The organism is Marinicauda sp. Alg238-R41 (assembly GCF_947331485.1).
Classification (GTDB): Bacteria; Pseudomonadota; Alphaproteobacteria; order Caulobacterales; family Maricaulaceae; genus Marinicauda; species Marinicauda pacifica.
In genome coordinates, this window is sequence record NZ_CAMZOJ010000002.1 from 420,121 (window position 1) to 439,861 (window position 19,741).

A 19,741-nucleotide genomic window follows, 5' to 3' on the forward strand; every position below is an offset into this window, starting at 1 on the left:
TCCAGTCTTGCGCCCTAACCCTTCGCGTCATGAACCATCTTCTCTTCATTGCTCTGGGCGGCGCACTGGGTGCGGTCTCGCGGCACCTGGTCAACCAGGCGGGTCTGCGCTGGCTCGGGCCGGAATTTCCCTACGGGACGTTTCTGGTGAATGTCGCCGGCTCCTTGATGATCGGGCTTCTGGTCGGGTGGCTCGCTCAGGCCGGGCGGCCGGATGCGACGGAAATTCGGTTTGCGCTCGGCGTCGGCTTCCTCGGTGCGTTTACAACGATGAGCGCCTTCGCGCTGGACGTCGTCGTTATGGCCGAACGCAAGATGCTGGGACTGGCGCTGGCCTATGCGAGCGGGACTGTCGTGTTGAGCGTGCTTGCGGTATTTGCGGGCCTCCTGATTGCAAGGCGGTTATTCGGGTCATGAGCGGCGTCCAAAACCTCGAAGTCACACGTGACGAAGCCGATATCCGGCTCGACCGCTGGTTCAAGCGGCGCTTTCCCCATGTGCCATTCGGCATGGTGGCCAAGCTCGCGCGGAAGGGGCAGGTGCGCGTGGATGGCGGCCGGGCCAAACCGGACGACCGGCTCCAGCCCGGCCAGATCGTGCGCGTGCCGCCACTGCCCGACCCCGGCGAGACCAAACCCGAGCTCAGCCTGTCGCGTGAAGATGCCGCGTTCGCGCGGTCGCTGGTGATCTACCAGGACAAGGAGCTGATTGCCCTCAACAAGCCGCCGGGGCTCGCGGTGCAGGGCGGGTCGAAGATCACCCATCATGTCGACCGCCTGCTCGATGCCTTCGGTCGGGGCGAGGAGCGCCCGCGCCTGGTGCACCGCCTCGACAAGGACACGTCCGGGGTCCTGATCGTCGCGAAAACCGCACAGAGCGCCAAGCGCCTGGCCAAGCTGTTTCAGGGGCGCGACCTGAAAAAGACCTACTGGGCGATCTGTCTGGGCGTGCCGGTGCCCAAGGCCGGCGAGGTCAAGGGCTTCATCAAGAAGGCGGTCGGAGACCATGCCGATCGCGAGCAGATGGTCGGCGCCGCCCATGGCGAGGAGGGCGCGCAGTATGCGCTGACCCGCTACGCCGTGGCCGAGGAGGCGGGCCGGCGTGTCAGCTGGGTCGTGCTGCGGCCCGAAACCGGGCGTACCCACCAGTTGCGCGTTCACATGGCCGCGACCGGCAACGCCATTCTGGGCGACGGGAAATACACCTGCGACGTGCCCGTTCCCGAGGGCCTGTCCCGCAAGCTGCACCTGCATGCCCGCAAGCTGGAAATCCCGCGCCCGGGTCAGAAACCGCTCATCATCGAAGCACCCATGCCCGAGCACATGAATCAGACGTTCGACGCGCTGGGATTCGATCCGCGCGCGGACCTGATCTTTGTCGAGGAGGCCCTCACATGAGCGACCTGAAGCTCGCCATCTTCGACGTCGACGGGACACTGGTCGACAGCCGCCAGGTCATTCACAAGGCCATGGATCGCGCCTTCGTGCGCGCCGGTCTGGGTGAGATAGACTATGACCGCGTGCGCATGATCGTCGGCCTGGAGCTTGGAGAGGCTGTTTCACGCCTTGCCCCGCCAGACTATCCGGTCGCCCGTACTGCCGAACTGGCGGGCTACTACAAGGAAGCCTTCGTCCAGATGCGGGCCGAGGACGGGTTTGCAGAGCCGCTCTACGACGGGGCGCGCGAGACTGTCGAGCGCCTGGTCGACGAGGGCTGGCTTCTGGGTGTGGCGACAGGAAAGGCCCGGCGCGGGCTGGACATCGTCTTCTCCCATCACGGCCTGCATGCCCACTTCCAGACGCTGCAGACGGTCGATCACGGTCCCGGCAAACCGCATCCGCGCATGGTGCTCGACGCCATGGCGGAGACCGGCGTGGATGCCGGCAACACCGTGATGATCGGCGATACCAGTTTCGACATGGAAATGGCCCGGGCCGCCAAGACGCGGGCCATCGGAGTGAGCTGGGGGTTTCACACGCCTGACGAGGTGAGAGCAGGCGGCGCACATGAGCTTCACGAGGATTTCGACAGCCTGTCTGCAGCGCTGCGGGTCTTTGCCTACGAGCGCCGGGGAGCGGCCTGATGAGCATGTCCAAGGCGAAGGCGGAGAACCGCCCGCTGCCCAAGCGATTCTATAGCGAGGTCGCCATCGACCCGGTCGACGAGGGCTGGCGCATTCTGCTCGACGGCCGTCCGGTCAAGACCCCCGCGCGCGCGATATTGCTGGCGCCGGGCGAGGCGCTGGCCGACGCAATGGCGGCCGAGTGGCAGGCCCAGGAAACCGAGATCAATCCGTTTTCAATGCCGCTGACCCGGCTCGCGCATGTGGCGCTGGACCGCATGGGCCAGGTCCGCGACGGGGCGGCGGACGAGATTGCCCGGTTCGCCGGCACCGACATGCTTTGCTATCGCAGCGACCTTCCCGATCTGGCGCGGCGTCAGGCCGAAACCTGGGATCCCTATCTGGACTGGGCGGCGCGCGAACTGGACGCGCCGCTGCACAAGGCACAGACCATTCTGCCGATCGAGCAACCCGACGCCTCAATCGAGGCGCTGCGTGCTCATGCGCTCATACTGGACAATTGGCGGCTGACGGGCCTCGCCAGTGCCGTCCCCCTGACCGGCTCGGCGGTGCTGGGCTTCGCACTTCTCAAGGGGCGTATTACCGGAGAGGCGGCATTCGAGACGGCCCAGCTCGAGCAGGACCATCAGGCCGAAACCTGGGGCGAGGACAGCGAGGCTGCCGATATGGCGGCAAACCGGCGCCGCGACCTGCTGGCTGCGGACCACCTGTTCCAGCTCATGGACGCCGCGAAAACCTAGCTGCGCCGTCCCTTGCCAGGCCCGACACGGTTGGCCGCATGCGAGATCACCAGAGCGGTGAATTCCTCGCTCGCTTGCCAGGTCCGATCGAGCCAGCGCCGGGCATTCAGGCGCGTTTCAAAATTGCTGGCCATGATCTGAACGTTGGCGAACGCCTTGCGAGCGCGACCTCGCTGGGCGGTCAGATCGCTCCGGATGATGGCCACTTCCATGATGTCGGCCAGCAAGAACAGGCGGCTGATCGGATCGTGCTGATGGAAATATACCCGCTCGCCTTCGGCGAGAGGCGCGCCACCATGATCAATCATGAGCTGGGAAACACGCTGATCGCGGCAGATCTCGGCAAGTTCGCAATAGGTCAGCCATCGCTCGGACACGCTTAACGGCCCTTGCAGGCGAGCGTAGAGACGATATGGCGCTTCCAGTTCCCAGTCGAGGATCATTGCCCCCCTCCCAGTCGGTCAGCATTAGACGATAGTACTGAAACCTGCAATTGAAAGGCCAATGGCGCAATTTAGTAGCCTTGGGTCTTTTCTTGTTTAATGCGGCCTGAACTGTGGGCCCGGAAAATCATGGCGGCTGGACCGGTCCGCCGCACGGTTCGGGCCGGTGTGGTGTTTGCTCCTTTCGGGCGGCGGTGCTAACCAGCGATCCAACAAGAAAATCTCGGGAGCGAAGTCCATGAAAGATGTCCTCGAACAGCTCGATGCCAAGCGTCAGGCCGCCCGGGCCGGGGGTGGAGAAAAGCGTGTCCTCGCCCAGCACGAGAAGGGCAAGCTGTCGGCGCGCGAGCGTATCGAGGTCCTTCTGGACGATGGCAGCTTCGAGGAATTCGACATGTTCGTGGAGCATCAATGTTCCGACTTCGGCATGGACGAGAAGAAGATCCCCGGCGACGGGGTGGTGACCGGGTCGGGCACCATCAACGGGCGCCTGGTCTATCTGTTCGCCAAGGATTTCACGGTGTTCGGCGGCTCGCTCAGCCTGGCGCACGCCAAGAAGATCATGAAGGTGCAGGATGCGGCCCTGCGCAATGGCGCGCCGATCCTGGGCCTGTTCGATGCCGGCGGCGCGCGCATCCAGGAGGGCGTGGACGCGCTGGGCGGCTATGCAGAGATCTTCCAGCGCAACGTGCTGGCCTCCGGCGTGGTGCCCCAGATCAGCGTCATCATGGGTCCGTGCGCGGGCGGGGATGTCTATTCGCCGGCGATGACCGACTTCATCTTCATGGTCAAGGACACCTCCTACATGTATGTGACCGGCCCCGACGTGGTCAAAACGGTCACCAATGAGGTCGTGACGCACGAGGAGCTGGGCGGAGCCAGCATTCACGCCAAGAAATCGGGCGTGGCCGACGGCGCGTTCGAGAACGATATCGAGGCGCTGGTCCAGATGCGCCGCCTGGTCGACTTTCTGCCCCTGAACAACCGGGAAAAAGTCCCCGCGCGCCCGAACTATGACAATCCCGACCGGATCGAACCGAGTCTCGATACGCTTGTCCCGCCCAATCCGAACAAGCCCTACGACATCAAGGAGCTGATCCGCAAAACCGCCGACGAGGGCGACTTCTTCGAGATCGCCCCCGACTACGCGACCAATATCGTGACCGGTTTCGGACGCCTGGAAGGCCAGACGGTCGGCTTCGTGGCGAACCAGCCGATGAGCCTGGCCGGCGTTCTGGACATCGACGCTTCGAAGAAGGGCGCGCGTTTCGTGCGCTTCTGCGATGCCTTCTCCATCCCGATCGTCACCTTCGTGGACGTGCCGGGCTTCCTGCCGGGCACCAAGCAGGAATATGGCGGCCTCATCAAGAACGGCGCCAAGCTCCTGTTCGCCTACGCCGAAGCCACCGTGCCCAAGCTCACCGTCATCACGCGCAAGGCCTATGGCGGGGCGTATGACGTGATGGCGTCCAAGCATCTGCGCGGCGACATCAACTATGCCTGGCCGACCGCCGAGATCGCGGTGATGGGCGCCAAGGGCGCGGCCGAGATCATCCACCGCGCCGACCTGGGCGACGAGGAGAAGATGGCCGCCCACACCAAGGAATACGAGGACCGCTTCGCCAACCCGTTCGTGGCGGCCTCACGCGGCTATCTCGACGACGTCATCCAGCCGCGCTCCACCCGCGTCCGCCTGATCAAGGCGCTGCGCACCCTGAAGAACAAGAATCTGAGCAATCCCTGGAAGAAGCACGATAATTTGCCGCTGTGAGGGTTGGTGATGGACGATCCGTCCCTTTCTGAAATACTTCTGCGCTTGGTGGGGCATCAGCTCGCTTGGGCGGAAGCACAACGACAACCACTCTGGCATCTGGCCGCCATTTCCTTGGGAGCATCATTAGTGGGTGCTGGTGCGGCGTTGGGCGGCATTTGGATAGCCGACCATTTTCGTCGCAAAGAACGAAATGCCGAAGCAGCGGCGGCGCTGATTTCAAAATTCAATGTGATTACAAACGGCCTTTGGGGTGTGCATCAGTATCTGCGAGCCGGTATCGCTAACGCCGGGGATGCACCTCGTGAGGAGTGGTGGAAATATATAAATGAAACTATTGGATTTTTGCCGCCTCCCGAGCCCTTGGGGGGCAGGGAACTAGAGCTTCTTGCTAAACACGGTGAAGCGTCATTGTTTTCTGACTTGTCGGAGATTGAGAATTCAAACCGGATCGTCTTTCAGTCCATGCAGAAATATGGAGAAATAAGGCGTTCTCTGCACGAATTAGTCGCGCCATACACCAACTTTCGCAGAACTGATCAAGGGATGGTTGCCGAAACAAACTTTAGACGAGAAGACGCGCCTCTCGCTCCAGCTTTGGCGTATGATTGCGAGTCATTGATAATTGAAAACATCAATATGCTCGAAAGAGTGCTGCCCCAACTCAAGCGCGCAGCTGAGAAATTGAATTCGTTATTTAAGCGCCACAGAAAGTCATGGGGAATTGGGCTCCATATTGAAACGCCCCAGGCTACTGAAGCGGCGAATTAGGCCGTTCAATAATGATACCGGCACTGCACCACCTGCAGCCTTGCCGCATCGCCCTTGCCGATTACCCGATAGACCAGCCGGTGCTCTGAATCGATCCGTCGTGACCAGAGGCCGGAGAATTCTCCCTTGAGCGGTTCGGGTTTGCCCAAGCCCTCGAAGGGTTCGCGCCTGATGTCCTCGACGAGTTTCAGGATGCGCTTGACCTGACGTGGCTCCTTCTCCGCGAACCATCGCAGATGAGTGAGCGCGCGCGGCGTGAACTCGACGTTCATTCGTTGAAATAGGCGGCCGGGTCCTCGGCGAGCTGGCGCAGATCGTCTTCGGTCAGCTCGTGCGTCTCACCCGTCTCGGCCTCGGCGAGGCTCTTGCGCAGCTCGGCGGCGTTCGCCGGGCTCTTCAGGAGGTAGTTGGTCTCCTGGATGGATTCCCATTCCGATAGCGAGACCATCACGACGGGTTCAGCCCCGCGCCGCGTGATGACGGCGGGCGACTTGTCCCCCGTGACCCGGTCCATCAGGGCTTTGAGCCCCTGCCGGGCCTCGGTGAAGGAAACGATGTTGGCGCGCTTGGTCATCTTTAAAGTGTACGCTTCGTTGTACAGGTAAGCAAGGTTTGGGTGGTGAGAATGCTGGCGCTCGCCTCCTACTATTACGACTATCACGGCGCCGGTTTTGGGGGCTCGCGGGGTGTTGCGGGTTCACACGTGAGAAAGAGCTTGGCGAGGGTAGGGCGTGTGACGCGGGCGGGGATGTTTTCTTCTCCCTCTCTCGTCCTCTTTCCTGACGAAAGTCAGGATCCAGGAGAGGACGGGGCGGCGTCATCGGATGAGAGCGCTCCACGCTCTCTGGATCCCGGATCAAGTCCGGGATGACGAGGGTGGAGCGGTTTGAGAGAAGTGCCAGGTGTATGCGCCCAGCACGTTCACCTGCGCCGGCTGTTTGCCGCGCAGGGATGAGAGACGGGGGACGCGGGAGGGATCGCGAACCGGTAGGGATAGTGCGCTGTATGGATAGGCCCACGGGCCTCCCGCGCCACGATGATTTTACAGCCGTCCAGACCCTTTGGCGTAGCGGATTTCCACCTGCCTGCCGGATCGTGTCCCGGACACTGCCGGGACGTCTGCGCGGGGTTTCCACCGGATCTAAAGCGGGGCAACGCGGCTCCCCGGCGGACCTTCACGCCTCCTCGATCCTGCGAGGCGGTATCTGGAATGCGGCCCTTTCAGACCGCACAGCACCACCGGCCGCTCTTTCATCCGCGCGGGACGTTAGACCGCGCGAACTCGAGGCATCGCCCCCACCGCCACACACTTCGGACGCTCCGGAAGGCGCCCCCGTCAGTCACGGTGAGGTGAAAGCAGTATGGAGTGAAATGCGGGGAGGGGGATAAATGGGGAGATATTCCCCTCCTCTTTCCTGACGAAAGTCAGGACCCAGGGAGGACGCGCGGCGTCCTACGGCCTCTGGGTCCCAGCCTTCGCTGGGAAAGAGGGAGGGAAAGGGGAGTGCCAGTCTATCCTTCGCAGACGCGGGCGTAATCGTCCGCGTCCTGGTCCTGGATGCGGCCGCACAGCGTGTCGATCGCGGCCTGGATGTTGCCGCCCGCATTCCCGATGACCGAGGTGATCTGTTCGCGCTGGGTCTGGGCGAGCCAGACGCCGGCGACCTGTGCGTCGAGGACCTTCAACGTTCCGTCGCGCTCCTGGACACGCCAGTTTACTTCGTAGACCTCGCCATCGGGACCGCCGGAGACCTGCGAGCGCACGACCCAGTCATTCTCGTCGCGCGTGACCGATCCGGTGACGTCCAGCGTCTGGCCGGAATAATTGGTCAGTTCGCTCTCATAGACGTTGATCGCGAACTCGCGAAAGACGGTCTGGAATTCTTCCAGCGTCGCCGGCTCGGCCCCGCGGCGATAGCGTCCGAGCACGAAGTTGGTAATACGGTCGACGTCCGCAAGCTCGTTGATGCGATCGCGGAAATCGGCCTTGACCTCAGCCATTTCGCGCTCGCCGGCGCGCATGTCCTGAAGCACGGTGATCACACCCTGGGCCTGGGTCTCGACAAAGTCCTCGGCCTGGCTCGCATCGGCCGCGTAGGCAGGGAGCAGGGTGGTGCAGGCCAGGAGGCCGGCAAGCAGTGTTGTCTTGAACATGGGGGTGTCCTTTCGGAAAGAAGCGGGGGCGGGGCGCCTACTCGTCTTCGTCGTAGTCGGCGCTGAAATCGGGAAGTTCGCCGAACGCGTCGCCATTCTCGTTGGCGATCTGGCTGGCGCGTAGCTGGCGGTAGGCGGACCGGACCTGCACGTAGGGATCGATGGCGGTGCTCTCCATCGTCGTGAACACGCCCTGGGCGCGGGCTCTGGTATCGAGCCCGTTCAGGCCGCGAACGCCCCAGGCCCAGGTGGACTGGCTGTATTCGGCGTTCCAGTTGAGCGGGTGCGGGTAGCGGTCGACAAAACGCCCGGTGCCGTCGCGCAGGCTGGAGGGACCGAGGACGGGCAGCATGATGAAGGGCCCGTCGGCCACACCCCAGACGGCGAGCGTCTGTCCGAAATCTTCCTGGTGCTGCTCGACGCCGGCCGCGCTGGCGACGTCAAAGACACCGCCAATGCCGAAGATCGTGTTGACCGTGAAACGGCCGAACGTCTCGACCGAGGCGCGTACATCGCCTTGCAGCAGCGTGTTGGCGAACACGACGGGCTGGTTGAGGTTGGTCATGAAATTCTGGACCCCGTCGCGCGCCGGCTCAGGCGTGACCGTGGTGTAGACATTGGCAGCCGGTTCCAGAACGGCATCGTCGAGCGCCATGTTGACGCTGTAGATTCCCCGATTGAGCGGCTCGAACGGGTCTCCGGTCTCAGCCGCCTGCTCGCGGCTGGCGCAAGCAGTGGTCAGGGCCGCGACGCCTATCACAAGCGCCGGTTTGATGGCGCGCCGCGCTCGCCCGACAAAAGTCGTTAACATTCAAAGTCTCCAAATTCCTTTGTCCGCGCCCGTCCCCACCTGGGCCGCGCGCGGCGAATGGGTGAACTAACCAACGTTTTTGTCAGAATTCGGTTCGCCGGCGGATGATTTCAAGCGCATGTGCGCAACAGCGCAGCACAAAGGTGAGACGTTGAATGAAATCGGATAATGGCATAAAGATATCTTTATGTCGTTTATCCGGATCTGCATCTGATGGAAGACCTGCTCAAGAAGCTGCGCGCCCTTGCCGAGCCAACCCGGCTGCGCATCACGACCTTGCTGTATCGCGGCGAGCTGACCGTCAGTGAGCTGATGCAGATTCTCGGGCAGAGCCAGCCGCGCGTCAGCCGTCATCTGAAGATGCTGGTCGATGCCGGCCTGGCCGAGCGCCTGCCCGAAGGCGCCTGGGTGTTCTACCGCCTGGCCAAGAATGCCGTGGGCGAGAAGCTGGCCGCCCTGATCGACGAGATGGCCCACGCCGAGGATGCCGACCTCGCGCGCGATCTCCAGCGTCTGGCCAAGGTGAAACAGATTCGCGCGGACGCAGCCCGGCGCTATTTCGAGAACGCGGCCGATAACTGGCAGAAGATCCGCGCGCTCTATTTCCCCGAAGCCGAGGTGGAGGAGGCGCTGCGCGCCGCAGCCGGTCCCGGCCCGTTCAAGCTGCATCTCGATGTCGGGACGGGGACGGGACGGATTCTGGAGCTGTTTGCCGATGTGGCGCGCGACGGAATCGGGATCGATCTCTCTCACGAAATGTTGAACGTCGCCCGTTCGAAAATCGCCGATGCCGGGCTGACCGACCGCTTCGTGCGCCAGGCCGATGCCGGCGCGCTGCCGATCGATACGGGAACGGCAGACCTGGTGACGATGCACCAGGTGCTCCACTATCTCGACGACCCCCAGCGGGCGCTGCACGAGTGCGGCCGGGTGATGGCGCCGGGCGGGCGGCTGATCGTCGTCGACTTCGCGCCCCACGGCCATGAAGTGCTGCGTGCCGAACACCATCATCGCCGCCTCGGCTTCGAGCCGGACGAGATTGCCGGCTGGCTCGAGGAGTCCGGGCTCGGCCCGGCGAAAGTCACGACGCTGGAGCCGGACGATCCTGCAGCGGCCCTTACTGTTCTGATCTGGACTGCGGAAAAGCGCGTTGCCGCCAGCACGGCGGCCGGGCTCACTGCGCAATCAACGGAGCCTGTCCAATGAGCTGGATGACCCAACCCCCGCGCGATTCTCTCGCGCCTGCGAAAGTCTCCTTCGAGTTCTTTCCGCCGAAGAATGACGAGATGGAGGCCCGGCTCTGGGACTCCATCAGCCGGCTGGAGCCGATGGATCCGGCCTTCGTCTCGGTGACCTATGGCGCGGGCGGCTCTACGCGCGACCGCACGCATCGCACGGTTCGGCGCATCGTGACGGAAACCTCGCTGAAACCGGCCGCGCACCTGACCTGCGTGTCGGCGACGTGCGAGGAAATCGACGATGTCATCCGCGATTACTGGGCGGCGGGCGTGCGCCATATCGTGGCTCTGCGCGGCGATCCGCCCGGGGGCATCGGCGAATGCTACACGCCCCATCCGGGCGGTTACGCCAACGGCGCGGAGCTGGCCGCCGGGATCAAGAAGGTCGCCGATTTCGAGATTTCGGTCGGCTGCTATCCGGAGAAGCACCCCGAGAGCGCGACGTGGGAGTACGATCTCGACCTGCTCAAGCAGAAGATCGACAACGGTGCGACGCGCGCCATCACGCAGTTCTTCTTCGATCCGGAGGTCTTCTTCCGCTATCGCGACCGGGCACGGAAGGCCGGGATCGATATTCCGATCGTGCCCGGCATCATGCTGCAGCCCAACTTCAAGGGGCTCAAGCGGATGGCCTCCATGTGCGGCGCGTCGATCCCGCAATGGATGGACGAGCTCTATGAAGGCCTGGATGACGATGTGAAGACGCGCGAGATGGTGACCGCCAATCTCGCGGCCAATCTGTGCACCGCCCTGCAGAAGGACGGCGTCGATCAATTCCACTTCTACACGCTCAACAAGGCGGCAATGGCGCTGTCCACCTGCCGTCTCCTGGGCCTGAAACCGGCCGAGCTGGAGGACGCATGACCCGTCAGGACCGACTGAAGGCCGCAGAAGAGCTGGCCAGCGAACGCATTCTCATCCTGGACGGGGCCATGGGCACCGAGATCCAGCGCCTCGGCCTGGAGGAGGAGGATTATCGCGGCGAGCGCTTTGCCGACTGGGACTCTCCGCTGAAGGGCAATAACGATGTGCTCAACCTGGCCAGCCCGGATGCGGTGGTGAAGGTTCACCGCGCCTATTTCGAGGCCGGGGCGGACATGGTGGAGACCAACACCTTCTCCGCCACCACGATCGCGCAGGCCGATTATTCGATGCAGGATCTGGCCAACGAGATTGCGTCCGAAGGCGCGCGCCTGGCGCGCGTCGCCGCCGACCAGGTGGCCGAGGAAACCGGGTCGCCACGCTTTGTCGCCGGCGCCATCGGGCCGACCAACAAGACGCTGTCGATTTCCCCCGACGTGGAAGATCCGGGCTATCGCGATGTCAGCTTCGACGACGTCCACGCGGCCTATTCGCGCCAGATCGAGGCGATGGCCGAGCATGTCGACTTCTTCCTGATCGAGACGATCTTCGACACGCTGAACGCCAAGGCGGCCATCAAGGCGCTGCTGGATCTTCGAAGCGCGGGCACGATCGACGCGGACATCCCGGTTCTGATTTCAGGCACGATCACGGATGCCTCCGGACGCACCCTGTCGGGCCAGACGACCGAAGCCTTCTGGAATTCGGTGCGTCATGCCAAACCCTGGGCGGTGGGTCTGAACTGCGCACTCGGCGGCAAGGAATTGCGCACCTATGTGCGCGAGATGAGCCGCATCGCGGAGACGCGCGTGCTGGCCTATCCCAATGCCGGCCTGCCCAACGCGATGGGCGAGTATGACGAGACGCCGGACGAGACCGCGGCTTTCATCGCCGACTGGGCGGAAAACGGCCTGGTCAATATCGTGGGCGGGTGCTGCGGTACGACGCCCGAGCATATTGCCGCCATCGCGAAGGCCGCACGCGGCCACCCGGCGCGCGAAATCCCGAAACGCCCGCGCGCCATGCGCCTGTCCGGCCTGGAACCGTTCGAGCTGGCATCATGATCAACGGACCGGTCCAGAGCGGCGATCTGTTCATCTTCTACGGGCTGCTGAAGAGCGGGGCGCGTGGCGCGCCCGAGCATATCGACCTGAAGGGCGGCGGTGCCTTCCAGGGTGCCTGCCGTTTCAGAGGGCGCCTGGTGGATCTCGGCGGATTTCCGGGCGCGATGGACGGAGACACGCTGTGCCACGGCCAGGTCTACCGCCTGGACGACGCAGGTCTGATCGGCGCGCTGGACGAATTTGAAGGCGTGGATGCCGGCGACCCGGCCCGCTCGCTCTATGTCCGGCGCCGCACTGAAATTCTGGACGACGACGCCAAACCAACCGGGCAGAGCGCCTGGATCTACTGGTACGCCAAGCCCGCCGGGGGCGCATCCGACGTCGCCGAGGGCAACTGGCCGCTGGAAGCGGGGAAAGCACGGATATGAGTACGCAAGCCTCCAACAATTTCGTCAATGTCGGCGAGCGCACGAACGTCACGGGCTCGGCCAAATTCCGCAAGCTGATCAAGGACGGCGACTACGCGACGGCGCTGGATGTTGCCCGCCAGCAGGTGGAGAACGGCGCCCAGATCATCGATGTGAACATGGATGAGGGCTTGCTGGACTCGGCCGAGGCGATGGAGACCTTTCTCAAGCTGGCCGCGACCGAGCCGGATATCGCCCGCGTGCCGGTGATGATCGACTCGTCCAAGTTCGACGTCATCGAGACCGGCCTGAAATGGGTCCAGGGCAAGTGCATCGTCAACTCGATCTCCATGAAGGAGGGCGAGGACCAGTTCCGCGAGCAGGCGCGCATCTGCCAGTCCTATGGCGCGGCCGTCGTGGTCATGGCGTTCGACGAGGTCGGTCAGGCCGACACCGCCGACCGCAAGTACGAGATTTGCGAACGCGCCTACAAGATCCTGGTCGACGAGGTCGGCTTCGCGCCCGAGGACATCATCTTCGACCCCAACATCTTCGCGGTCGCCACCGGCATCGAGGAACACAACAATTACGCGGTCGACTTCATCGAGGCGACCAAACGGATTCGCGAGAACCTGCCCGGCTGTCATGTCTCCGGCGGCCTGTCGAACATCTCCTTCTCCTTCCGCGGTAATGAGCCCGTGCGTCAGGCGATGCACTCGGTCTTCCTCTATCATGCCATTCCGGCGGGCCTCGACATGGCGATCGTCAATGCCGGCCAGCTGGAGATCTATGACGAGATCGACCCCAAGCTGCGCGATCTGGTCGAAGACGTGATCCTGAACCGGCGCGACGACGCCACCGAGCGCCTGCTCGAAGCGGCCGAAGAGTATCGCGGCGACGGCTCGAAGAAGGAAAAGGTCGACGCCGAATGGCGTTCCAGACCGGTCGAGGAGCGCCTGAAGCATGCGCTGGTCAAGGGCATCACCGAGCACATCATCGACGACACCGAGGAGATGCGCCTGAAGTCGGAGCGCCCGCTTCATGTCATCGAAGGTCCGTTGATGGACGGGATGAATGTCGTTGGCGACCTGTTCGGCGCGGGCAAGATGTTCCTGCCTCAGGTGGTCAAGTCGGCGCGCGTGATGAAGAAGGCGGTCGGCCACCTTTTCCCCTACATGGAAAAAGAGCGCGAGGAGATGGGTCTGGCCGACGAGCCGGCCGGCAAGATCGTGATGGCGACCGTGAAGGGCGACGTGCACGATATCGGCAAGAATATCGTCGGCGTGGTCCTGCAATGTAATGGCTATGACGTCGTCGATCTCGGCGTGATGGTGCCGCCGGACAAGATTCTGGAGACCGCGCGCAAGGAGAAGGCCGACGTCATCGGCCTGTCCGGCCTCATCACCCCGTCGCTGGACGAAATGGTGATCGTCGCCAGCGAGATGCAGCGCGAGGGGTTCGACCTGCCGCTGATGATCGGCGGAGCGACGACCAGCCCGGCCCACACCGCGGTCAAGATCGAACCGGCTTATAACCGCGCGCCGATCATCCACGTTCACGATGCCAGCCGCGCGGTCGGCGTGGTGTCCAAGCTGCTGTCGGACAAGCGCGAGGCGTTCTGGGAAGAGACCCGGGAGAAATTCGAGAAAATCCGCGTCACCCGCGCTCGCAACCGCAATGCCAAGACGCGGCTGCCCCTCGAGAAGGCGCGCGAAAAGGCCTTCGACCCCGACAAGGACGGTTATACGCCGGTCAAGCCGAAGCAGATGGGCGTGACCGCGATCGAGGATGTGCGCCTGAAGGATCTCGAGCCCTATCTCGACTGGACGCCCTTCTTCATGTCCTGGGACATGAAGGGCACCTATCCGAAGATTTTCGACGACCCCAATCGCGGACAGGCCGCGCGCGAGCTGTTCGAGGATGGCCAGAAGATGCTGCGCCAGATGGTCGACGAGGACTGGCTCCATCCCAAGGGGGTGGTGGGCCTGTGGCCGGCGCAGCGCGTCGGCGACGATATCGAGGTCTTTGCCGACGAGGACCGCAAGGCGGTCGCGGGCAAGTTCCATGGCTTGCGCCAGCAAAGCGAGAAGAGCGGCGACCGGCCCTATCTGACGATCTGTGACTTCGTCTCAGAGACCCAACCCGATTATGTGGGCGGGTTCGCCGTCACGGCCGGGACCGACGAGGACGACATCATCGCCCGGTTCAAGGCCGACAAGGACGACTATTCGGAAATCATGTTCAAGGCGCTGGCCGACCGCTTTGCGGAGGCCTTCGCCGAGTATCTGCACGAACGCGTCCGCAAGGAAATCTGGGGCTATGCGCCGGAGGAGTCGCTCACGACCGAGCAGCTGATCGGGGAAAACTATGCCGGTATCCGTCCGGCTGCCGGCTATCCGGCCCAGCCCGACCACACCGAGAAGGATGTGCTGTTCGAGCTTCTTCAGGCGACGCAGCACACCGGGATCGCCCTGACCGAGAGCCGGGCGATGAATCCGCCCGCTTCGGTAGCCGGGCTGTACTTCGCCCATCCCGAGAGTGCTTACTTCGCGGTCGGGCGGATTGCGAAGGACCAGGTGGAAGACTATGCCGCGCGCAAGGGGTGGAGCCTGGAGGAGGCCGAACGCCATCTGGCGCCGATCCTGGGCTATGACCCGGACAGCCAGAAGGCGGATGTCATGGATGCGGCCGAGTAGGCGGTCTTACATCGTGACGATGACGAACATCGCGCACATAGCCATGATGGTAAGCCGGATAAACATGATAACGCGTCCTGTGCATGGGACGGCGCCTCAAGAGCGGGGCTCTTTGGCGTTCCGCGGCGGCCAGGGCGACGATCTCGCTGCGAGATGTCCGCCAAATCCAGCGCCGCCTCGTCCCGGGGCGGGTGGGCCATGCGGCCCGGTGTGGTCAGCGTATTAACGAAACCTTTCCCGCCCCGGTTCCTCTAGATTGCACTTCCCGGCCGCATCTTGCGCGGCCCGGCTTCGCGGACATGCGGGCCTGAACTCTCTTGTCCATCGGCAATATGGTTGCGCGGACCGAGCGGTACGACTCCGGTCGGGTTCACCATGTCGTGACTTTCGTAATAGTGACGCTTGGCGTGCTCGAGATTGAAGAGTTCGCCGATATCGTCATGGCCGTGCAGCCGCCGCCCGTAGGCCGCCAGGTTCTCGTATTCGGTCAGGCGCTTCAGATTGCACTTGAAGTGGCCGTGATAGACCGGATCGAAACGCACCAGCGTCGTGTAGAGACGCCAGTCGGCCTCGGTCAGCGCTTCGCCCATCAGGTAGGGACGCCCGTCCGACAGCCGGTCTTCGAGCCAGTCGAGCGCGTCGAACAGGGTCGTCACGGCCTCTTCATACGCGTCCTGGCCGGTCGCGAAGCCCGCCTTGTAGACGCCGTTATTGATGTCGTCATAGACACGCGAATTGACCTGGTCGATCTCGGCGCGAAGCGATTCCGGATAGTAGTCGCCCTTCGCGGCCCCGACCTCGTCGAACGCGGAGTTGAACATGCGGATGATTTCCGCGCTTTCGTTCGAGACGATCGTTTCCCGCTTCTTGTCCCACAGGACAGGCACGGTGACCCGTCCGGTCATCTCCGGCTCCGCGGCCAGATAGACCTCGCGCAGATAGTCGGCGTCGTGGATGGGATCGGGGATTACGCCCGGCCCGTCCTTGAAGGTCCAGCCCTGATCCTTCATCAGCCAGTGGACGACCGACAGCGAGATCATGTCTTCCAGCCCCTTCAGACGGCGGAAGATCAGCGTGCGGTGAGCCCACGGACAGGCCAGCGAGACATACAGATGGTAGCGTCCGGGCTCTGCCTTGAAGCCGCCTTCGCCGGACGGGCCGGGCTCGCCATCGGCGGTAACCCAGTTCCGAAACTTGCTCTGGGAGCGTTTGAACTTTCCGCCGGTAGACTCGGTGTCATACCATTTGTCGTGCCATTCGCCGTCGATCAGGAGGCCCATGAGTCGTCCTTTCAGTGTCGGTTTGTCGCGCGGGGCAGTGCCGGAGGAGACCCGGCTAGAAGCGGCCGTTCTGGAAATCGGCCATGGCCTGGCGCACTTCGCCCTCGGTGGTCATGACGAACGGGCCGGCCCACACGATCGGTTCCCCGATGGGTTTGCCGGCGGCCAGCATGACGCGTGCGCCCTTGGGGCCTGCCGTGAACCGGACCGTCTTGCCGGGGCCGAAGACGCCGAGCTCGGACGTGTCCAGTGTCTGCCCCTCCACGCTGATCGAGCCGGTATGGACGGCCGCGAACGTCGTCTTCTCATCGCCGATCGGCTCCTCGAACACGGCGCCCGCTTCCATGCGCAATTCGGCATAGAAGGGCTCGACCGTCACGCCGCCGACCGGACCTTCGACACCGGTCGAGGTCTTGCCGGTGACGATCTTGGCGACGACGCCGTCGCGCTCATCGGCGGGAATCCCGGCCTCGTCGAATTCCTGATAGCCGGCCGGTTTCATTTTTTCGGCCTTGGGCAGGTTGATCCAGAGCTGGAAGCCGCTCATCAGCCCGTCTTCCTGCTCGGGCATTTCGGAATGGATGATCCCGCCTGCTGCGGTCATCCACTGCACGCCGCCCGGCTCGATCACGCCCTCATGACCCTTGTTGTCCTTATGGCGCATCTTGCCCGCGATCATGTAGGTCACGGTTTCGAACCCGCGGTGCGGGTGGGACGGGAATCCGGCGAGATAGTCGCCCGGATTGTCCGAATGAAAATGATCCAGCATCAAGAACGGGTCCAACGTGCGCAGCGAGGGCGTGCCGAGCATGCGCGTCAGCTTCACGCCCGCGCCGTCGGACGCCGGCATGCCTCTGGTGATTTGCTTCAAAGTCCGGATTGCCATTGATCGGGTCTCCCTGGCCGGTATTGCGTTTCCTATGAGATGGGGCAGGCTGGCGCGGGTATCGAGCCCCGGCGTGGACGAGCTCTGTTTCCTGAATGGAAACGCTCGAACGGCGGGAGCGTTTCGTCCGGTACAGGCCGGTAGACGCCGCCATAGGCGCCGGGCTAAGCGAAGGCCGCCGGCATTCCCGTCAGCAGAACAGGACCTGACACGCGATATGAGTGATCCTTTCGTTTTGGGATGGGAGGAGTGGGCCGCCTTTCCCGGGCTCGGTCTTCCGGCCATCAAGGCCAAGGTGGATACCGGGGCGCGCACGTCGGCGCTGCATGCGGTGTCGATCGAGCCGTTCGGACCCGATGACAATCTGCAGGTCCGCTTCGTCATGCACCCCGTTCCCGAGGATCCCGAGGTCGAGGTAACGTGCGCGGCGCCCGTGGTCGACCGGCGCGAGGTCACCAGTTCGAACGGCGAAACAGAATTGCGCTGGGTCATCGAGGCGCGCGTCAGGATAGGCGAGCGCGAATGGCCGATCGAGGTCACGCTGACCAATCGCGAGACGATGCAGTACCGCATGCTGCTCGGCCGGGCCGCCATTCTGGACGATATGGTGGTCAGTCCGACCACTTCGTGCGCGCAGAATGCGCTCAGCTTCGAGCTGTACAAGGATTTTCCGCGCCGCAAGCCGGTCAAGCGCCCGTTGCGCATCGCAATCCTGACGCGCGAGCCGAAGAATTATTCCTCCCAGCGCCTCAAGGAGGTCGCCGAGGCCCGCGGACACGTCGCCGAGATGATCAACACGGCCCGCTGCACCATCGCGATCAATGCGCTCTCCCCGGCGGTGTATTACGATGGCCGCAAGCTACCGCGCTATGATGCCATCATTCCGCGCATCGGCGCGTCGATGACCAATTACGGCATGGCGGTGCTGCGCCAGTTCGAGATGACCGGCGCCTATATCCTCAACAACGCCGAAGCCATCGGGGCCAGCCGGGACAAGCTTTACGCCCACCAGATCCTGGCCCGCGCCGGGATCGGCATGCCGACGACGGCCTTTGCCCACTCGCCCAAGGATACCAAGAACCTTGTCAGCCATGTCGGCGGGGCGCCGCTTGTGGTCAAGCTGCTGGAAAGTACCCAGGGCAAGGGCGTGGTGCTGGCGGAAACCACAAAGGCGGCCGAAAGCGTGATCGATGCGTTCCGGGGACTCGACGCGAACTTCATCGTGCAGGAATTCGTCAAGGAAGCGGCCGGCGAGGACATCCGCACGCTGGTCGTCGGCGGCCGGGTGATCGCCTCGATGAAGCGCAAGGCGCAGCCCGGCGAGTTCCGCTCCAACCTTCATCGCGGCGGGGAAGCCACCCGCGTGCGCATCACCAAGGAAGAGCGCCGGACCGCCATACGGGCCGCCAAGTCCATGGGACTGGCCGTGTGCGGGGTCGATCTGCTGCGCTCGGAGACCGGACCCAAAGTGCTGGAGGTCAACTCCTCGCCGGGTCTGGAGGGTATCGAGAAAAGCTCGGGCAAGGATATTGCCGGCATCCTGCTCGACCATATCGAGTCCCATGTGCGCGCGGTCAGCGTGCCGCGCCGGCGCACGCGCGCCAAACCCTCGGCATCGGCGGCAAGCGGCGCTGGCGGTGGCACTCCTGACCAGGGGGTGTGATTTTGCCCGGAACCGAAGTCTGTCGAACGCATAGAAGAGCCCGCGATCCATGCGGATCGCGGGCTCTTTTGCGCGCCGGCCGATCGAGGGGACGATGAACCGGCCGGCCGCGCGTCAGGCTGAGCGGGCGATTTATTCGCCCGGCATGATCACGGCGTCGATCACGTGGATCACGCCGTTGGAGGCGTCCACATCGGCGGACACGACATTGGCGCCGTCAACCGTGACCGAACCGTCGTCGGAGACGACGACCGTGACGCTGTCGCCCTGCAGGGTGTCCAGCTCATACGTTCCGGCCGCGGTATCGGCCGCCATGTATTCACCCGGGACCACGTGATAGGTCAGAACCGAGGTCAGCTGGTCCTTGTTCTCGGGTTCGAGAAGCGTGTCGACGGTGCCGGCCGGCAGCGCAGCAAACGCCGCGTCGGTCGGTGCAAACACGGTGAACGGGCCGTCAGCCTTTAGGGCGTCGACCAGGTCGGCGGCCTGAACCGCAGCGACCAGCGTGTTGAAATCGTCGGCGCTGATCGCGGTGTCGACAATGTCGGCCTGCATGGCGTCATGATCGGACGAGCCGTGATGATCGGCGAGAGCCGGCGTGGCCGCGGCAGTGGCGGCGAGGGCGGCGGTCGAAAGAAGGGCGGTAAGACGCATTGTAAATCTCCTCCTTGGAGGGGTTCGTCTTGGTGGGGAGGCCGACACGAAATCATATCGGGCCGGCTGCTCCGCATCGTGCGGAACACACACTCCTACGGCTCAGCCCCGCAACTGGATCGCAAGATAATAATTTAGAAGCAGAAAAATTTAACTTTTATCGGGGCGCAGATGCCGACCACGGCCCGTACAGGCCTGTCTACGCTGTGTTCCACACGCC

The 19,741-nt window shown here is 63.6% G+C and carries 20 protein-coding genes; 12 read left to right on the forward strand and 8 right to left on the reverse strand.

Annotated elements, in window-relative coordinates; all coding sequences use genetic code 11:
- Positions 1 to 29: 29 nt before the first annotated feature.
- Genes crcB through PGP17_RS10575 form a run of 4 tightly spaced genes read left to right on the forward strand, consistent with a single transcriptional unit; the run spans position 30 to position 2,822 of the window.
- A complete protein-coding gene (crcB, locus tag PGP17_RS10560) occupies positions 30 to 416 on the forward strand; it encodes a fluoride efflux transporter CrcB (protein WP_270375278.1) in 387 nt (128 codons plus the stop codon).
- On the forward strand, positions 413 to 1,396 hold the full coding sequence (locus tag PGP17_RS10565; protein WP_270375279.1) for an RluA family pseudouridine synthase: 984 nt from the start codon (positions 413 to 415) through the stop codon (positions 1,394 to 1,396). Before crcB ends, PGP17_RS10565 begins: the two co-directional genes overlap by 4 nt.
- The gene (locus PGP17_RS10570) at positions 1,393 to 2,082 is read left to right on the forward strand and encodes an HAD-IA family hydrolase (RefSeq protein WP_270375280.1); all 690 of its coding nucleotides are present in this window, start codon (positions 1,393 to 1,395) and stop codon (positions 2,080 to 2,082) included. The genes PGP17_RS10565 and PGP17_RS10570 overlap by 4 nt, the downstream gene beginning before the upstream one ends.
- Positions 2,082 to 2,822, forward strand: coding sequence for an ATP12 family chaperone protein (locus tag PGP17_RS10575; RefSeq protein ID WP_270375281.1), 741 nt, complete (start codon positions 2,082 to 2,084; stop codon positions 2,820 to 2,822). The genes PGP17_RS10570 and PGP17_RS10575 overlap by 1 nt, the downstream gene beginning before the upstream one ends.
- Here PGP17_RS10575 and PGP17_RS10580 read toward each other — a convergent pair.
- Entirely contained in the window at positions 2,819 to 3,265 is a 447-nt protein-coding gene (locus PGP17_RS10580) for a hypothetical protein (RefSeq protein WP_270375282.1), read from the reverse strand. The genes PGP17_RS10575 and PGP17_RS10580 overlap by 4 nt on opposite strands.
- 238 nt (positions 3,266 to 3,503) lie before the next feature.
- Here PGP17_RS10580 and PGP17_RS10585 point away from each other — a divergent pair, with 238 nt between their 5' ends.
- Together PGP17_RS10585 and PGP17_RS10590 are read left to right on the forward strand one after the other, a co-directional pair.
- The gene (locus PGP17_RS10585) at positions 3,504 to 5,036 is read left to right on the forward strand and encodes an acyl-CoA carboxylase subunit beta (RefSeq protein ID WP_270375283.1); all 1,533 of its coding nucleotides are present in this window, start codon (positions 3,504 to 3,506) and stop codon (positions 5,034 to 5,036) included.
- Between the two features lie 9 nt (positions 5,037 to 5,045).
- Positions 5,046 to 5,807, forward strand: coding sequence for a hypothetical protein (locus PGP17_RS10590; protein ID WP_270375284.1), 762 nt, complete (start codon positions 5,046 to 5,048; stop codon positions 5,805 to 5,807).
- Between the two features lie 5 nt (positions 5,808 to 5,812).
- Here PGP17_RS10590 and PGP17_RS10595 read toward each other — a convergent pair whose 3' ends face one another.
- From PGP17_RS10595 to PGP17_RS10610, 4 genes are all read right to left on the reverse strand, one after another.
- Positions 5,813 to 6,079 (reverse strand): Txe/YoeB family addiction module toxin, encoded by a 267-nt coding sequence (locus tag PGP17_RS10595; RefSeq protein WP_270375285.1) that lies wholly within the window; start codon positions 6,077 to 6,079, stop codon positions 5,813 to 5,815.
- Positions 6,076 to 6,381: a type II toxin-antitoxin system Phd/YefM family antitoxin gene (locus PGP17_RS10600; protein ID WP_270375286.1), complete on the reverse strand. Its 306-nt coding sequence runs from the start codon at positions 6,379 to 6,381 to the stop codon at positions 6,076 to 6,078. The genes PGP17_RS10595 and PGP17_RS10600 overlap by 4 nt, the downstream gene beginning before the upstream one ends.
- A 938-nt stretch (positions 6,382 to 7,319) precedes the next feature.
- Complete coding sequence (locus PGP17_RS10605; protein WP_270375287.1) at positions 7,320 to 7,961, reverse strand: MlaC/ttg2D family ABC transporter substrate-binding protein; 642 nt, start codon at positions 7,959 to 7,961, stop codon at positions 7,320 to 7,322.
- Positions 7,962 to 7,998: 37 nt separating this feature from the next.
- Complete coding sequence (locus PGP17_RS10610; protein ID WP_270375288.1) at positions 7,999 to 8,772, reverse strand: MlaA family lipoprotein; 774 nt, start codon at positions 8,770 to 8,772, stop codon at positions 7,999 to 8,001.
- 213 nt (positions 8,773 to 8,985) lie between these two features.
- On the opposite strand from PGP17_RS10610, the gene PGP17_RS10615 reads away from it, so the two are divergent.
- From PGP17_RS10615 to metH, 5 genes are read left to right on the forward strand one after another with little or no spacing between them, the layout of a single operon-like run.
- The gene (locus tag PGP17_RS10615; RefSeq protein WP_270375289.1) at positions 8,986 to 9,978 is read left to right on the forward strand and encodes an ArsR/SmtB family transcription factor; all 993 of its coding nucleotides are present in this window, start codon (positions 8,986 to 8,988) and stop codon (positions 9,976 to 9,978) included.
- Positions 9,979 to 9,983: 5 nt separating this feature from the next.
- On the forward strand, positions 9,984 to 10,874 hold the full coding sequence (gene metF, locus PGP17_RS10620; protein WP_135945828.1) for a methylenetetrahydrofolate reductase [NAD(P)H]: 891 nt from the start codon (positions 9,984 to 9,986) through the stop codon (positions 10,872 to 10,874).
- Entirely contained in the window at positions 10,871 to 11,935 is a 1,065-nt protein-coding gene (locus tag PGP17_RS10625) for a homocysteine S-methyltransferase family protein (RefSeq protein WP_270375290.1), read from the forward strand. The genes metF and PGP17_RS10625 overlap by 4 nt, the downstream gene beginning before the upstream one ends.
- Positions 11,932 to 12,363: a gamma-glutamylcyclotransferase family protein gene (locus tag PGP17_RS10630; protein ID WP_270375291.1), complete on the forward strand. Its 432-nt coding sequence runs from the start codon at positions 11,932 to 11,934 to the stop codon at positions 12,361 to 12,363. The genes PGP17_RS10625 and PGP17_RS10630 overlap by 4 nt, the downstream gene beginning before the upstream one ends.
- Positions 12,360 to 15,038, forward strand: coding sequence for a methionine synthase (metH, locus tag PGP17_RS10635; RefSeq protein WP_270375292.1), 2,679 nt, complete (start codon positions 12,360 to 12,362; stop codon positions 15,036 to 15,038). The genes PGP17_RS10630 and metH overlap by 4 nt, the downstream gene beginning before the upstream one ends.
- Positions 15,039 to 15,289: 251 nt before the next feature.
- Here metH and PGP17_RS10640 read toward each other — a convergent pair whose 3' ends face one another.
- Both PGP17_RS10640 and PGP17_RS10645 read right to left on the reverse strand, forming a co-directional pair.
- Positions 15,290 to 16,318 (reverse strand): glutathione S-transferase family protein, encoded by a 1,029-nt coding sequence (locus PGP17_RS10640; RefSeq protein ID WP_135945812.1) that lies wholly within the window; start codon positions 16,316 to 16,318, stop codon positions 15,290 to 15,292.
- Positions 16,319 to 16,373: 55 nt separating this feature from the next.
- Complete coding sequence (locus PGP17_RS10645) at positions 16,374 to 17,204, reverse strand: pirin family protein (protein ID WP_135945811.1); 831 nt, start codon at positions 17,202 to 17,204, stop codon at positions 16,374 to 16,376.
- A gap of 217 nt (positions 17,205 to 17,421) precedes the next feature.
- Between PGP17_RS10645 and rimK the strand changes: the two genes are divergently transcribed.
- Positions 17,422 to 18,867 (forward strand): 30S ribosomal protein S6--L-glutamate ligase, encoded by a 1,446-nt coding sequence (gene rimK, locus PGP17_RS10650; RefSeq protein WP_270375293.1) that lies wholly within the window; start codon positions 17,422 to 17,424, stop codon positions 18,865 to 18,867.
- Positions 18,868 to 18,999: 132 nt separating this feature from the next.
- Here rimK and PGP17_RS10655 read toward each other — a convergent pair whose 3' ends face one another.
- Complete coding sequence (locus PGP17_RS10655) at positions 19,000 to 19,521, reverse strand: fasciclin domain-containing protein (protein WP_270375294.1); 522 nt, start codon at positions 19,519 to 19,521, stop codon at positions 19,000 to 19,002.
- Between the last annotated feature and the right edge of the window lie 220 nt (positions 19,522 to 19,741).